Origin of the sequence: Streptomyces sp. NPDC093221 (genome assembly GCF_044753885.1) — a bacterium.
Classification (GTDB): Bacteria; Actinomycetota; Actinomycetes; order Streptomycetales; family Streptomycetaceae; genus Actinacidiphila.
In genome coordinates this window covers 169,752-183,649 of the sequence record NZ_JBIVOA010000007.1, presented here as the reverse complement: position 1 = coordinate 183,649, position 13,898 = coordinate 169,752, and the positions used below count along the sequence as shown (strand labels likewise).

Annotated in this window: 12 protein-coding genes; 2 read left to right on the top strand and 10 right to left on the bottom strand. The window is 72.1% G+C overall.

Annotated elements, in window-relative coordinates:
• Positions 1–40: 40 nt before the first annotated feature.
• Entirely contained in the window at positions 41–667 is a 627-nt protein-coding gene (locus ACIQCJ_RS25550; RefSeq protein WP_402712629.1) for a TetR/AcrR family transcriptional regulator, read from the top strand.
• Between the two features lie 64 nt (positions 668–731).
• Here ACIQCJ_RS25550 and ACIQCJ_RS25545 read toward each other — a convergent pair whose 3' ends face one another.
• The 3 genes from ACIQCJ_RS25545 to ACIQCJ_RS25535 all read right to left on the bottom strand — a co-directional run bounded on the left by ACIQCJ_RS25545 (position 732) and on the right by ACIQCJ_RS25535 (position 3,182).
• Positions 732–1,073, bottom strand: coding sequence for a hypothetical protein (locus ACIQCJ_RS25545; RefSeq protein WP_391164284.1), 342 nt, complete (start codon positions 1,071–1,073; stop codon positions 732–734).
• A gap of 152 nt (positions 1,074–1,225) precedes the next feature.
• Entirely contained in the window at positions 1,226–1,867 is a 642-nt protein-coding gene (locus ACIQCJ_RS25540; protein WP_355347634.1) for an HAD-IIIA family hydrolase, read from the bottom strand.
• Positions 1,868–1,985: 118 nt separating this feature from the next.
• Positions 1,986–3,182 carry an AAA family ATPase gene (locus ACIQCJ_RS25535; protein ID WP_402712628.1) on the bottom strand — a complete coding sequence of 399 codons (1,197 nt, stop codon included), beginning with the start codon at positions 3,180–3,182 and terminating at the stop codon, positions 1,986–1,988.
• Between the two features lie 193 nt (positions 3,183–3,375).
• Between ACIQCJ_RS25535 and corA the strand changes: the two genes are divergently transcribed.
• Positions 3,376–4,359 carry a magnesium/cobalt transporter CorA gene (corA, locus tag ACIQCJ_RS25530; RefSeq protein WP_355347640.1) on the top strand — a complete coding sequence of 328 codons (984 nt, stop codon included), beginning with the start codon at positions 3,376–3,378 and terminating at the stop codon, positions 4,357–4,359.
• Between the two features lie 25 nt (positions 4,360–4,384).
• Here corA and ACIQCJ_RS25525 read toward each other — a convergent pair whose 3' ends face one another.
• The 7 genes from ACIQCJ_RS25525 to ACIQCJ_RS25495 form a co-directional block, all read right to left on the bottom strand.
• Entirely contained in the window at positions 4,385–6,145 is a 1,761-nt protein-coding gene (locus ACIQCJ_RS25525) for an acetyl/propionyl/methylcrotonyl-CoA carboxylase subunit alpha (protein ID WP_402712627.1), read from the bottom strand.
• 106 nt (positions 6,146–6,251) lie between these two features.
• Positions 6,252–6,482: an acyl-CoA carboxylase epsilon subunit gene (locus tag ACIQCJ_RS25520; RefSeq protein WP_391047672.1), complete on the bottom strand. Its 231-nt coding sequence runs from the start codon at positions 6,480–6,482 to the stop codon at positions 6,252–6,254.
• Positions 6,479–8,080: a carboxyl transferase domain-containing protein gene (locus ACIQCJ_RS25515; protein WP_391162578.1), complete on the bottom strand. Its 1,602-nt coding sequence runs from the start codon at positions 8,078–8,080 to the stop codon at positions 6,479–6,481. Before ACIQCJ_RS25515 ends, ACIQCJ_RS25520 begins: the two co-directional genes overlap by 4 nt.
• 34 nt (positions 8,081–8,114) lie before the next feature.
• Entirely contained in the window at positions 8,115–9,944 is a 1,830-nt protein-coding gene (locus tag ACIQCJ_RS25510) for a fatty acyl-AMP ligase (RefSeq protein WP_402712626.1), read from the bottom strand.
• Positions 9,945–9,946: 2 nt separating this feature from the next.
• Complete coding sequence (locus tag ACIQCJ_RS25505; RefSeq protein ID WP_391047680.1) at positions 9,947–10,531, bottom strand: flavin reductase; 585 nt, start codon at positions 10,529–10,531, stop codon at positions 9,947–9,949.
• Complete coding sequence (locus ACIQCJ_RS25500) at positions 10,521–12,173, bottom strand: NAD(P)/FAD-dependent oxidoreductase (protein ID WP_402712625.1); 1,653 nt, start codon at positions 12,171–12,173, stop codon at positions 10,521–10,523. The genes ACIQCJ_RS25505 and ACIQCJ_RS25500 overlap by 11 nt, the downstream gene beginning before the upstream one ends.
• A 36-nt stretch (positions 12,174–12,209) precedes the next feature.
• Positions 12,210–13,847: an FAD-dependent oxidoreductase gene (locus ACIQCJ_RS25495; protein WP_355334782.1), complete on the bottom strand. Its 1,638-nt coding sequence runs from the start codon at positions 13,845–13,847 to the stop codon at positions 12,210–12,212.
• Between the last annotated feature and the right edge of the window lie 51 nt (positions 13,848–13,898).

The window sequence follows — 13,898 nt, the reverse complement described above, 5'->3', positions numbered from 1 at the left end:
GGGGCATAATGCAGACAGATCTGTCCGAAAGGTGACGGCCATGGCGACTTCCCGGACCACCACGAAGCCGTCGGCGCGTGAGCGACTACTCGCCGCCGCGGACGAGCTGTTCTACGCCGAGGGCGTGCGGAGCGTCGGCATCGACCGGGTCATCGAGCACGCGGGCGTGGCCAAGGCGTCGCTGTACAACACCTTCGGCGGCAAGGAACAGCTCATCCGGGCCTACCTCGACAGCCGCCACGCGGGCATCACCCAGCGGATCACCGACGCGGTCGACAGCCGCGACACTCCGCGCGAGCGGCTGCTGGCGGTCTTCGAGGCGCAGGGCGCGCTCTTCGGGGAACCGGGCTTCCACGGCTGCGCCTTCGTCCGGGCCGGCGCGGAGGCCGGTCCCGGCAGTCTCGTGGAGGAGGCCGCGGACAACCACCGTGCCTGGCTGCGGGAGTTGTTCACCCGCCTCGCCGGTGAGGCGGGCGCCGCCGACCCGCGGTCGCTGGGCCGCCAGCTCCATCTGCTCTACGACGGCGCCGGGATCTCCGCCCGGATGGACCGCGACCCCTCGGCGGCCGTCGCCGCCCGGGCCGCCGCCTCGGCGCTGATCGCGGCGGGGACCGGTGACGTCGGCCGGACCGGGCCCGCCGTGACGGTGGCGGGCGCGCTCGGCTGACGCCCTCCGTACGACCGGCCCCCGCAGGGGACAGGCGTACGGGATCGGTCAGGCCCTACAGGCCCTAGGAAGCCCGGTCGTCCGGTCCGGCGCCGGAGCGCTCGCGCAGGATGCTCTCGACGGCCGCCGGATCGTCCGGGGTGATGAAGGGCCGGACGAATTTCCCGGTGTCCAGGACGAGACCTTCCGTCTTGGACAGCCGCCGCGGATCGAGGCTCGCCCAGTACCGGGGGTTCGCGGTGCCCCAGATGCGGCCCTGCCCGCTGAACACGCCCATCTTCACGCGGGTGACCGTGCGGATCGACGCGTACGGAATCGTCTTCGTGCCCCAGGGGAAGTAGTAGCCGCGGATCCGGAGCGCGTCAGGTGTGCACTCGATCCAGCCGTCCTGGTAGCTCGTGCTCATGTCCCCGCCCTCTCTCGTCATTCCTCCGCCTCCCCACGGAACGGATGATCAATCCCGTCGCGGTCCGCGCGCGGTACGGCTTCCGATGCCGGTGCCCAGGCCGGTTCCGATGCCCATGCCGGCTCCGGTTCCGGTGCCGGTGCCGATGCCGGTCAGCGGGACGCGATGGCGACGAGTTCGGTCAGGGAATTGATCCGCCAGTCCGCGGCGGCGGCCACGTCGGGGTCGTCGGCCCACAGGTGGCCCCAGGGCCCGCGGCGCAGGTGGGCGACGCGCAGTCCCGCGCGCTTCGCGGGGAAGACGTCGTTGCCGGGGTGGTCGCCGACGTAAAGGATCTCTTCGGGTTCGGCCCCCGCGACCTCGACGACCTTCGCGTAGAAGCCGGGGCTCGGTTTGGCGACGGCCCATTCCGCGGAGGTGGCGACCAGGTCGAGCGGCAGGTCGAGGCCGCGCAGCAGCTCCCCGACCCGGGCGGTCTGGTTGCCGGCGGCGAGCACCTTGATGCCGGCCTCCCGCAGCCGGGCCAGCGCGGGGCGGACGTCCGGGTACAGATCCGTCTCGTCCAGGTGCTCGCCCCGCCCGGCCGCCTCCCTGGCGGCGTAGGCGGCGGGGATGTCGAGGCCGGGGGTGATCAGCCGCAGCGCGTCGCCGTCGTCGCGCCCTTCGGCGACGACCGCTCCCACCAGGGCCGAGACGGTGTGTGACGGGACGCCGAGCCAGTCGGCCCAGCCCGCCCAGTGCCGCGCGTCGGAAATCAGGGTCTCGCCGATGTCGAACACGATCGTGGTAGTCATCGTCGTCACCCTAGGGCAGCCGCCGCGCCGCCCGGCGCGCCACGACCGGTCCTTCACTCCGTCGTGGCGGCCGTCGGCTCACCGGTGGACGCGCGGGGCGGGCGGACGGCGGCCCGTCTCACCTCACACGCGCGCGCTCTTCCCCCGCGGGCGGGGACGGGTGCGGCAGGAGCTGGTCGGCGCGCAGCAGTTGGCCGGGGGTGTGGAGCTGGGCGCGGAGCGCGAAGGTGGCGGGCGCGTCGAGCGGGGCGATGACGGTACGGCCGCCGGGCGCGCGGACGGCGAGCAGTTCCGCCGGGTCGATCTCGTCGGTGTCGAGGAGGTCGGGGCTGTGGCTGGTCGCGATGACCTGGCGGCGGTCGCTGGCGTCTCGCAGCGCGGCCAGCAGCGCGCCGGTCGCCGTGGGGTGCAGGGCGGTCTCGGGCTCCTCGACGGCCACCGTGCTGTAGGCGCCGCCCGCGGGGGTGAACAGCGAGGTGAGGACGCCGAGTGCGCGCAGGGTGCCGTCGGAGACGGAGGGCGCGCCGAACCGCCAGGGCGCCTTGGCGCCGGGCACGTCCTGGGTGAACTCCAGGATCTCGCGGCCCCCGCGCGTGCGCCGGGTCACGCCGTGGATGCCCGGCACGATCTGCCGCAGATAGCTCTCGATCCGCGCCTTGTCCTCCCGGCCGCGCGCGCTCCGGCCCAGCCGGTGCAGTACCGCGGCGATGTCGGAGCCGTCGCGCTGGAGGAGTTGACCGGATCCGGGCGTCCGCGGCTCGCGCATGGCCTCCGGGTTGAGGGTGAACACGCCGATGTCGGCGAGGCCGTCGTGGACGTGCTTGAAGGGCTTGCGGGTGGCGAGGTCGGCGAGCAGCAGGCGGTGACGGTCGGCCGCGGGCATACCGGACTCGGTGCTGGAGGTCAGCACCCCGTCGTCCACCCGGTAGGCGGCCGCGCCGTCGCGGGCGGCGGCGGGCCGTACGGTGCAGTGCTCGCGCACGATACGGAAGCCGCCGCCGCGTTCGGCCGCGACCTGGATTCCGTAGCCGCCGTCGCCGTGCGGGCCGCGGAAGTCGAGGTCGACGCTGAAGCGGGTCGGGTGTCCCGCCGACCTGCGGCGGACCTGCGCGACGCCGCCGCGCCGGTCGAGCGCTTCGTCGAGGGAGGTCCGCAGTCCCTCGGAGACCAGGCGCAGGGCGTCGAGGAAGTTGCTCTTCCCCGAGCCGTTGGGCCCGATCAGGAAGACGAGCGGGCCGAGCGCCACGTCGGCTTCCGGGATGCTGCGGTACTGCCGCAGCCGGACACGGGTCAGCGAGAAGGAGGTGTCCTGCATGCGGCCAGTCTGTCAGCCGCGCCGCCGGGTTCCGCGCCGACCGGGCGGGTCGCGCGGTGGCGTGGCGCGGCGGAGGCGCGATCCGGCCATGAAGCGGCGCGTTCCGGGCAGGAGCGGGCCAGGGCCGGACGGGCCCGGGAGCCGCGCGGGCGTGGGTGGTACGGCCGCGGACGTTCACCGAAGGGATCACCGCGTGATCGTGGATTGCGCCATCTACCGGGACGGTCGTCGCGAGAAGACGCCGGACGACCTGTCCGACGCGCTCGCCGAGGCCCGCGCGTCGGGGAACTGCTTCGTCTGGATCGGCATGCACGAGCCGACGACGAGCGAGTTCGACCGGGTCGCCACCGAGTTCGACCTGCATCCGCTGGCCGTCGAGGACGCGCTCAAGGCCCGTCAACGGCCGAAGATGGAAGCGTACGACGGGGCGCTGTTCACGGTCGTGCGGCCGTTGCGCTACGACGACGAGAAGAGCCGCGTCACGGCCGACGAGCTGATGATCTTCATCGGCGACTCCTTCGTGGTGACGGTGCGGCACGGGCACGCGAAAACGGCCGCCGACGCCCGTTCCCGTTTGGAGAAGTCCCCCGAGGTGCTGCGGCACGGTCCGGTGGCCGTGCTCTACGCGATCTGCGACGCGGTCGTGGACGACTATCTGGACATCGCCGCGGAGCTGCAAGTGGATCTGGAGGAGTTGGAGGAGCAGGTCTTCTCCCCCACCGGCGGCGACTCCTCGCGGGTGGCGGGCGTCATCTACTCCTTCAAGCGCCAGGTGCTGGAATTCCGCCGGGCCATCAGTCCGCTCTCGGAGCCGATGGCCCGGCTGGCCGGCGGCAACGCGCCCTTCGTGGACGCGCGCACCAAGCCGTTCTTCCGCGATGTCGCCGACCACCTGGCGCGCGTCAACGAGGCGGAGGAAGGGCTCGACCGGCTGCTGTCCGACATCCTGGCGGCGCATCTGACGCAGGTGGGTGTGCGGCAGAACGACGACATGCGCAAGATCTCCGCGTGGGCGGCCATGGCGGCGGCCCCGACGATGATCGCCGGGATCTACGGCATGAACTTCGACCACATGCCGGAGCTGCGCCAGGTCTGGGGCTATCCAGCGGTGCTCGGCCTGATGGCGTCGGTGGTGACCTTCCTGTACTTCCTGTTCAAGCGGCGCGGCTGGCTCTGAGCCGGTGCGGGTCGGGCGGTCCCGTTCACTCCTTGATTTCGCAGATGACGGCACCGGAGGAGACGGAGGTGCCGACTTCGGCCTTGAGGCCGATGACGGTGCCCGACCGGTGGGCGTTCAGGGGCTGTTCCATCTTCATGGCCTCCAGGACCACGATCAGATCACCCGCGGTGACCTGCTGGCCCTCCTCGACCGCGACCTTCACGATCGTGCCCTGCATCGGCGAGGGCAGCGCGTCACCCGAGACCGCCGCACCCGCCTTCGCCGCCGTCCGCCGCTTGGGCTTGGCACCCCCCGCGGCCGCCGTCCGCGCCAGCGTCATCCCCAGCGACGCGGGCAGGGACACCTCCAGACGCTTCCCGCCGACCTCCACCACCACGGTCTCCCGGCCCGGCGCGTCGTCCTCCTCCACGACCGCACCCGCGAACGGCGGGATCGTGTTGTCGAACTCCGTCTCGATCCACCGCGTGTGCACCGTGAACGGACTCCCGTCCGTCGGTGCGAACGCCGGGTCGGTGACGACCGCACGGTGGAAGGGGATCGCCGTCGCCATCCCCTCCACCGTGAACTCGCCCAGCGCCCGCGCCGCACGCTGCAACGCCTGCTCACGCGTGGCACCGGTCACGATCAGCTTGGCCAGCAGCGAATCCCACGCCGGACCGATCACACTGCCGGACTCCACACCCGCGTCCAGCCGCACCCCCGGACCCGTCGGCGCGTCGAAACGCGTCACCGTGCCCGGCGCGGGCAGGAAACCCCGCCCCGGATCCTCACCGTTGATCCGGAACTCCACCGAATGCCCCCGCAGCACCGGGTCGTCATACCCCAGCGCCTCACCGTCGGCGATCCGGAACATCTCCCGCACCAGATCGATCCCCGAGACCTCCTCGGTCACCGGGTGCTCCACCTGCAGCCGGGTGTTGACCTCCAGGAACGAGATCGTGCCGTCCTGGCCCACCAGGAACTCACACGTACCCGCACCCACATACCCCGCCTCACGCAGGATCGCCTTCGACGCACTGTAGAGCTGGTCGACCTGCGCCTGCGACAAGTACGGGGCAGGGGCCTCCTCCACCAGCTTCTGATGACGCCGCTGCAACGAGCAGTCACGCGTGGAGACCACCACCACATTGCCGTGCGTGTCGGCCAGGCACTGCGTCTCCACATGCCGCGGACGGTCCAGATAGCGCTCCACGAAGCACTCCCCGCGGCCGAACGCCGCGACCGCCTCACGCACCGCGGAGTCGTACAGCTCCGGCACCTCCTCCAGCGTCCGGGCCACCTTCAGACCCCGCCCGCCACCGCCGAACGCCGCCTTGATCGCGATCGGCAGCCCGTGCTCCTCAGCGAACGCCACCACCTCATCCGACCCCGACACCGGATCAGCGGTCCCCGCGACCAGCGGCGCACCCGCACGCTGCGCGATATGCCGCGCCGCGACCTTGTCACCCAGATCCCGGATCGCCTGCGGCGGCGGACCGATCCACGTCAGACCCGCGTCCAGGACCGCCTGCGCGAACTCCGCGTTCTCCGACAGGAATCCGTACCCCGGATGCACCGCGTCCGCACCCGACTCCGCCGCGGCGGCCAGCACCCTGGCGACATCCAGATAACTGGTCGCCGGAGTGTCACCGCCCAGCGCGTACGCCTCATCCGCCACCCGGACATGCACCGCGTCCCGGTCCGGATCGGCGTACACCGCCACACTCGCGATCCCCGCATCCCGGCAGGCACGGGCAACGCGGACAGCAATTTCACCGCGGTTCGCGATGAGCACCTTGCGCACGATGGCTCCCTTGGCTCATTTGGCTGGTTCGGCTTCCCCGACCCCGGCGGCTTCCCGGCTCCGACGCCCCGCGGCGGTCAGGGGGCCGCGCGACGGCCGGCCGCGCTCACGGCGTCCAGCCGCCGCTCCGGCCGCCGCGCCGCCACTGGCCGGGGCCGCGGTCCGGGGCGGGCACCGTGCCCCGCCGCCACGATCGCCGCGAAGGTGACCGCCGCGCCGCGGGCTCGTCACCGAGCGCGGCGCCGGCGCCCGCCCACACCGCGAGCAGCGCGGCCAGCTCCTCGGCGGTGGGCTCGCCCCGCACCACCCGGATGTCGGGGTCGCGCGCGCCGCTCACAGCGGGATGTTCCCGTGCTTGCGCGGCAGCCGCGTCACCCGCTTGTCGGCGAGCGCCCGCAGCGCCTGGGCCACTTGCCCGCGGGTCTCGTGCGGCATGATCACCGCGTCCACGTAGCCCCGCTCGGCGGCGACGTACGGGTTGCACAGCGCCTGTTCGTACTCGGCGCGCAGCCGGTCGCGCTCGGCGGCCGGGTCCTCGGCCTGCTCGACGGCGCGGCGGTGCAGGACGGTGACCGCGCTCTCGCCGCCCATGACGGCGATCTCGGCGGTGGGCCAGGCGAGGTTGACGTCGGTGCCGAGGTGCTTGGAGCCCATGACGCCGTACCCGCCGCCGTACGCCTTGCGGGTGACGACCGTGACCATGGGGACGGTGGCCTCGGCGTAGGCGTAGATCAGCTTGGCGCCGCGCCGGATGATGCCGCCGCGTTCCTGCTCCAGGCCCGGCAGGAAGCCGGGGACGTCCACGAAGGTGAGGACGGGGATGTGGAAGGCGTCGCAGGTGCGGATGAAGCGGGCGGCCTTCTCGCTGGCGTCGATGTCGAGTGCCCCGGCCATGTGAGAGGGCTGGTTGGCGACCACGCCGACGCTGCGGCCCTCCACCCGGCCGAAACCGCAGATGATGTTGCGGGCGAACAGTTCCTGCGTTTCGAGGAGCTCGCCGTCGTCGAGGACGGTGTGGATCACCTGGTGCATGTCGTAGGGCCGGTTGGCCTCGTCGGGGATCAGCTCGTCGAGCGCGAGGTCGGCGGCGGTGTACTCCTCCGCGGCGCGCACCTCGTAGTCGGGCGCGTCGTCCATGTTGTTCGACGGGAGGTAGCCGAGGAGCAGGCGGACGTACTCGAACGCCTCCTTCTCGTCGCGCGCGAGGTGGTGGGCGTTGCCCGAGACGGCGTTGTGGCTGTAGCCGCCGCCCAGTTCCTCGCGGTCGATCTGGTGGCCGGTCACCGTCTTCAGCACGTCGGGCCCGGTGACGAACATGTGGGAGATGCCCTCGACCATGACGATGAAGTCGGTGATCGCCGGAGCGTAGACGGCGCCGCCCGCGCAGGGGCCGGTCATCAGGGAGATCTGCGGGATGACACCGGACGCCTGGACGTGCCGCTTGACCAGTTCGGCGTAGAGCGCGAGGGAGACCACGCCCTCCTGGATGCGGGCGCCGCCCGAGTCGTTGATGCCGATGATGGGGCAGCCGGTGCGCAGCGCCAGGTCCATCACCTTGAGGATCTTCTCGCCGTAGACCTCGCCGAGGCTGCCGCCGAAGACGGTGAAGTCCTGGGCGAACAGGCAGACCCGGCGGCCGTCGATCGTGGCGTATCCGGTGATCACGCCGTCGCCGAGCGGACGCTGGCGGTCCATGCCGAAGTCGTGGCAGCGGTGCCTGGCCATGGCGTCCAGCTCGACGAAGCTGCCCGGGTCGACCAGGGCGTCGATGCGTTCGCGGGCGGTGAGCTTGCCCTTGTCGTGCTGGCGCGCGACGGCTGGTGCGTCGGTCGCCAGCCGCGCCGACTCGGCCCGCCTGCGGGTGAGTTCGGACAGCCGCTCGGCGGTGGTTCCTCTTCCTGGGCTTGCGGACACGGTGTCTCCTCGGTGCGTCATGACCTGGCCGTGCGGGCGTCGCGGGGCCCGGACGTCAGCCGCTTCGTACGACGGCGTCGGCCAGCGATCCGTCCGTGTAGAGCTGTCGGCAGGCGCGGCGTCGCACCTTGCCGCTGGAGGTCTTGGGCAGAGTGCCGCGCCGCACCAGCAGTACGTCGTCCGCCTCCAGCCGATGATTGTCCCAGACCGCCTCACGTACAAGCCTGTGCAGCCGTTCCGTACCGGTCTCGCGCAAGGTCCGCCCGTCGGCCTCCACGACGACGACCAGTTTCTCGGTGCTGCCGTCGTCCACGGAGAAGGCCGCCGCGCAGTTGGGGCGCAGGCCGGGGGCGGCGGTCTCGGCGGACAGTTCGATGTCCTGCGGGTAGTGGTTGCGGCCCGCGCGGATGACGAGGTCCTTGAGCCGCCCGTTGATGTACAGGGTGCCGTCGTGGAGGAAGCCGAGGTCGCCGGTGCGCAGGTATTCGTGGCTGTCGTCGGCGGCGGGGGCGGTGCGGGCCCAGAAGGTCTCCTTGCTCGCCTCCGGGCGGCCCCAGTAGCCGGCCGCGACGCAGGGTCCGTTGATCCAGATCTCGCCGACGCGGCCGTCTGGCAGCGGGTTCAGGGTCGCGGGGTCGACGATCCTGATCCGGGTCCCGGGCTCCGGCGCGCCGCAGCCGACGATCGGCACGGCGCCGGGCGCGTCCGCGTCGACCTGCCGGACCACGCCGTCCCGCAGGGCGTCGTCGGAGACCCACAGGGCGGCGGGTTCCCGGTCGACGCGGTCGCCGGTGGCCTTCAGGGTGTTCTCGGCGAGCCCGTAGCCGGGGCACATCGCGCGCGGGTCGAAGCGCGCGGGGGCGAAGGCGGCGGCGAAGTTCTCGATGGTCCGCCAGCGCACCGGTTCCGCGCCGTTGCCCGCGACCTGCCAACTGGACAGGTCGAGGCCGGGGCCGATCCGGCCTTCCGCGGCGGCTGACACGCACAGGTCGTACGCGAAGCCGGGCGCGGCGGCGTGCGTGCCGCGGAACCGCGAGATCGCCTCCAGCCAGCGGGCCGGGCGGCGGATGAACGCCTCGGGTGTCATCAGGTACGAGGTCGGGCCCGCCCACAGCGGCAGCACGATCCCGAACAGCATGCCCATGTCGTGGAAGAGCGGCAGCCAGGACACCACGGTGGCGCCGGGGCCGCAGGGCCACAGGTCGTCGGTCTCCCGCGCGTTGGCCATGAAGTTGGCGTGGGTGACCATCACGCCCTTGGGGTCGCCGGTCGACCCCGAGGTGTACTGGAGCAGCGCGGTGTCGCCCGGTCCCGGCAGCGTGCCGTGCCACTGCTCCGGGTCCGCGCCCCCGGCGGCGTCCTCGGGCAGTTCGTCGGTGTGGATCAGCGTCAGGCCGGTCAGCTCCGGGCGGTCGCCGAACCGCTCCCGCAGCTCGCGTGCCACGGCGGCCGTGGTGAGGACGGCGTGGGTGTCCGCGTCGTCGGCGATGCCGCGCAGCCGCTGGAGTCCGCTGACCCGGCTGGGCACCTGGACCGGCGCCGCGGCGATGCCCGCGTACATGCAGCCGAGCAGGGCGCGGACGAAATCGAATCCTGAGGGGTAGAGCAGTACGGCGTTGCGGCCGGCGAGTCCCGCCGCGGTGAGCGCGGCGGCGTGCCGCCGGGCGTCGGCGTCGAGGGCGCCGTAGGTCAGCGGGTCCTGCGGCTCCTCGCCGTCGTGCAGGAAGACGAAGGCGGTGTCGTCCGGCCGTGTCGCGGCGCGCAGCCGCAGCGCGTCCACCAGGGTGCGCACCTCGGGCAGGGTGCGCAGGTCGAGCGGCGCGGAGGGGTCGGGGTACGGGGGCACGGCCTCGGCGACGGGCTGTCGCGTCAGGTCGATGCTCATGGTCAGCGCTCCTTGTCGAGCCGGGCGAGCCGTCCGCGGTAGAAGGTGAGCGGGCCGTCGTCCTCCAGCGTGCCGAGCGAGGTGACGGCGCCGACCACGATCCGGTGGTCACCGCCGTGGTACTCGTCGGCGACCTTGCACTCCAGGTAGCCGATGGCGTCGCGCAAGATGGGCGCGCCTGCGCTGCCGCTGAGGCAGTCCAGCCCGTCGAAGCGAGTCGGTCCCGGTGCGGCGAAGCCCATGGCGACCGGGCCCTGTGCCGCGCCGAGGATGCTCACGGCGAAGGTCCCGGTGGCGCGGACGGCCGCCAGCAGCCGGGAGTCGTGCCGCAGGCAGAACAGCACCAGGGGCGGTTCCAGCGAGACGGAGGTGAAGGAGTTGACGGTGGCGCCGACCCATTGCCCGTCGATCACGCTGGTGACGACGGTGATGCCGGTGGTGAAGTGCCCGCACACCTGGCGCATGGCGGACGGCTCCGGCGGCAGGGCCTGGGCGGGGAACCTCTTGGTTCCGGTGTCTGCTTCCATGTCCACGATCCCCAGGTGGGCGAGTCTGCGTCGGATGTCCTGTTCCTGGTCAGTCGTCATGGCCGAGGTCTTTTCCGCCGCCGCGCGCGCCGTAGGGCCGCACCAGGCGCAGCACTCCCGGTGGTGCTTCCTTGCGCGCCCACAGCAGGGTGCGCACCCGTTGCGGGGTGGTGAGGACGTACTCGCGGTCGGTGGGGTCGCCGAAGCCGTAGATCGGCGGCACCATCGCCTCGTTCCGCAGGCGGACGAAGATCCGGTCGGCGCTCTGGCGGGCGGTGGCGCGGCCCTCGGCGGTGTCGCGGCAGGCGGCGAGGGTGAAGTCGAGCAGCTCGCGGTATTCCGGCAGCGTCTCGTGGCAGACACCGGTGGCGGGGTCGGCGCGCAGCGAGGTGAGGGCGGCCTCGGCGGCGCCCGACGCCATCGTCTTGGCGCTCCGCTTGAGGGAGAGCGCGTCGAACATGGTGCCCAGCAGCCAGACCCTGGCCGTCGCACTCCACAGCGCGGGGTGCGAGCTGGCGGTCAACGCGGCGTCCACCAGGCGGTCCTGACGGTCCGCCATGCCGTGCTGCAAACGCTCCAGATAACGGAAGCGGCCCGCCGACCAGTCGTCGTCCCTGGCCGCGGCGAGGATGTCGGAGGCCGCGGAGTAGACGAGTTGGGCGGAGGTGTAGAGGTCGCGGCCGAGGACCGGGTCGCCGCCGAGCGCGGAGCCGTCGAGCAGCAGCATGCGGTCGCCCACGGTGCGCGAGGCGTGCCACTGGCCGGAGTCGGCCGTCCAGCAGAACATCGGCTGGGCGTCGGCGAGTTGGGCGGCGATGGCCGGGTGGCGGGCGGCGCGGGCGAGGATCTCCTCCCAGCCGTCGGTCCCCTGCCGGGGGAAGCGGGCGGCGTCCAGCGACAGGGTGACGGTGGCGAGCGCGGAGCCGGCCGGCGTACCCGAGCCGTTGCGGAAGTGGCCGACCTGTATCCAGCCGCCGTCGAAGACGTGGTGCAAGGTGCCCTGCGACCAGGGGTGCGAGCCCTTGAGGACCGGCGCGACCCGCTCGTACGGCCGTACGCCGACGGCGTGCGCGCCGATCACCCGCGTGCCGGTGCCCCCGGAGACCCGCTCGGCGCCGAGCGCGCGGGCCACGGCCGAGTCGGGGCCGCCGGTGTCGACCACGAAGCGGGTGCGTATCTCCTCGCCCGAGGCCAGGGTCAGGCGTACCCGGTCGTCCTCGGGGACGGCCTTGTCGACCCGGACCCGCTGCCGTACCCGGGCGCCGTACCCGACGGCCGCGGCGAGCATCCAGGCGTCCAGGTCGGGCCGGTAGAAGCGGCTCTCGCCGTGCTCCGAGGGGATGTTGAACTGGAGGGAGTCGGCCCGCCGGTGCCCGGCGCCCTCGTGGTGGTGCACGAAGCCGAGGGTGCGCTGCACGCCGCAGTTGTACGACAGTTCGCGTCCGACCCGTCCCGCGTCGGCGAGCAGCGCGATCTCCGGCACCCGGAAGCGCTCGGCGATCACCTCGTAGAGGAACGAGGTGCACGGCAGCGTCATCTCACCCGGCTCGCTGCCGGACGTGTCGTGCTCGCCGAGCAGCAGGACGCGCAGGCCGTGCCGGGCGAGGATCACGGCCAGCGAGGTGGCCGTGATCCCGGTGCCCAGGACGGTGACGTCCGGGTCACGCTGGTCGTCTCCGATGTGGTCGGGGTCGGTTCTCATGGTGCCCATCACCTGTTCGGGTCGGATACGGATGGGTCAGCCGCCGTGCGCGACGCGTTCCATGGCGAAGCCGCGCATGGCGTGGGTCACCGTGCCCGCGATGTCGGCGGGTGCCTTGGTCCGGGCCCAGGCGACGGTGCGCGCCATGCGCGCGGGGGTCGCGTGGAAGAAGTGGTTGCCCGGCTTGTCGAGGTTGAGCGGCGGCGGGATGAAGTCGGCGGCGGAGAGCTGCGCGAACAGCCGCCGGGTCGCCTCCTGCGGTGTGATGGTGCCGTTCTCCACCTGCTCGCTGACGGCGGTGGTGTGGCGCAGCAGTTCGTTGCAGCCGTCGTGGGTGGGGAAGGGCGAGCCGAGGTACTTGGAGTGCTCCATCTCGCGCAGCGGGCCGGTGTCGCCGCCGCGCCGCAGCCGGTCGTAGACGCCTTCGAGGTGGAAGGTGCCGAGCACAGTGGAGATCGCCCAGGTCCTGAAGACCGCGTTCCACATCTCGTAGTCGCGGAAGGCGATGAAGGAGCTGTTGACCAGGTCGTCGTTGGCGCTGAGCAGGCCCTGCTCCAACTGCTCGACGAAGGCGAAGCGTTCGCGGGAGAAGTCGTCGTCGCGGATCGCGTCGAGCAGCCGGTAGCCCAGGACGTTGACGACTTCGAGGGTGTTGGTCAGGCCGCGGGAGTAGAGCGCGTCGATGAATCCGGCGGCGTGCGCGGTGATGCAGAAGCGGTCGCCGACGGTGCTGGTGGTCGAGTACTGCAACCGGCCGGTGGAGACCCACTCGCGGACCGGGCGGGCGTTCTTGAACTGCGGTGCGATGTCGGGGAACCTGCTGAGGAATTCGTCGAATTCCTGCTGCGGCGGCCCGTCGGGCCGCGGGTGCCGGCGCGGGTCCAGGGTGAGGCCGACGCTGCACAGCCGGTTGGTGCCGCCCTTGTTGTTGTCGAAGGGGATCACCCACAGCCAGCCGCCGTCGAAGACGTGGTGCAAGGTGCCCTGGTGCCACGGGCTGGGGTTGCCGTACTGCGACGGGTTGCGCATGACGTCGTCGTACGGGGTGACGCCCACCATGTGCGTGAACAGCGAGCGCGAGTGGTGCTTGAAGCGCGTGGGCTGTTCGCGCAGGCCGAAGTGCTCGGCGACCGGGGAGCGGTGGCCGCTGGCGTCGACCACGTAGCGGGCCTGGAAGGTCTCGCCGCGGTCGGTGGTCAAGGTGACGCCCGAGCCGTCGATGTCGACGTCCTGGATCCGGGTCTGCTGCCGCAGGACCGCGCCGTAGGAGGCGGCGGTGTACGCCATGTAGGCGTCGATGTCCTGCCGGTAGAAGTGGTTCTCGGTGTGCAGCATCTTCGGGATGACGAACTGGTTGACCTCGTCGGGCCGTTGGGCCTGGCCCTCGCGCTGGTAGACGAAGCCGAAGTTGCGCTTGACGCCGCAGGCCCCGGTCACGTGCTTGCGTACGCTCTGGAAACTGGCGAGGTGGGCGATCTCCGGCACGTCGTAGCGGGCGCTGACGACCTTCATCAGCACCGAGGTGTAGGGGATGGTGGACTCCCCGATGGCGAACCGCGGGTGGGTGCCGGCGTCCAGCAGCAGCACCTTGGCGCCGTTGCGGGCGAGTACGGCGCCCAGGATCGAACCGGCGATGCCTGCGCCGAGAATGGCTACGTCGTGGCGGGTGTTCATCTGCGACCTCCTGGGATACGGCGGTGTGTCCTGGGGCTTCGGCCGGTGCAG

Excerpts from the sequence above, each read along its gene's own strand:
- ACIQCJ_RS25550 (WP_402712629.1), top strand. The coding sequence starts at position 41 with ATGGCGACTTCCCGGACCACCACGAAGCCGTCGGCGCGTGAGCGACTA.
- ACIQCJ_RS25545 (WP_391164284.1), bottom strand. The coding sequence starts at position 1,073 with ATGAGCACGAGCTACCAGGACGGCTGGATCGAGTGCACACCTGACGCG.
- ACIQCJ_RS25540 (WP_355347634.1), bottom strand. The coding sequence starts at position 1,867 with ATGACTACCACGATCGTGTTCGACATCGGCGAGACCCTGATTTCCGAC.
- ACIQCJ_RS25535 (WP_402712628.1), bottom strand. The coding sequence starts at position 3,182 with ATGCAGGACACCTCCTTCTCGCTGACCCGTGTCCGGCTGCGGCAGTAC.
- ACIQCJ_RS25515 (WP_391162578.1), bottom strand. The coding sequence starts at position 8,080 with ATGACGCACCGAGGAGACACCGTGTCCGCAAGCCCAGGAAGAGGAACC.
- ACIQCJ_RS25510 (WP_402712626.1), bottom strand. The coding sequence starts at position 9,944 with ATGAGCATCGACCTGACGCGACAGCCCGTCGCCGAGGCCGTGCCCCCG.
- ACIQCJ_RS25505 (WP_391047680.1), bottom strand. The coding sequence starts at position 10,531 with ATGACGACTGACCAGGAACAGGACATCCGACGCAGACTCGCCCACCTG.
- ACIQCJ_RS25500 (WP_402712625.1), bottom strand. The coding sequence starts at position 12,173 with ATGAGAACCGACCCCGACCACATCGGAGACGACCAGCGTGACCCGGAC.
- ACIQCJ_RS25495 (WP_355334782.1), bottom strand. The coding sequence starts at position 13,847 with ATGAACACCCGCCACGACGTAGCCATTCTCGGCGCAGGCATCGCCGGT.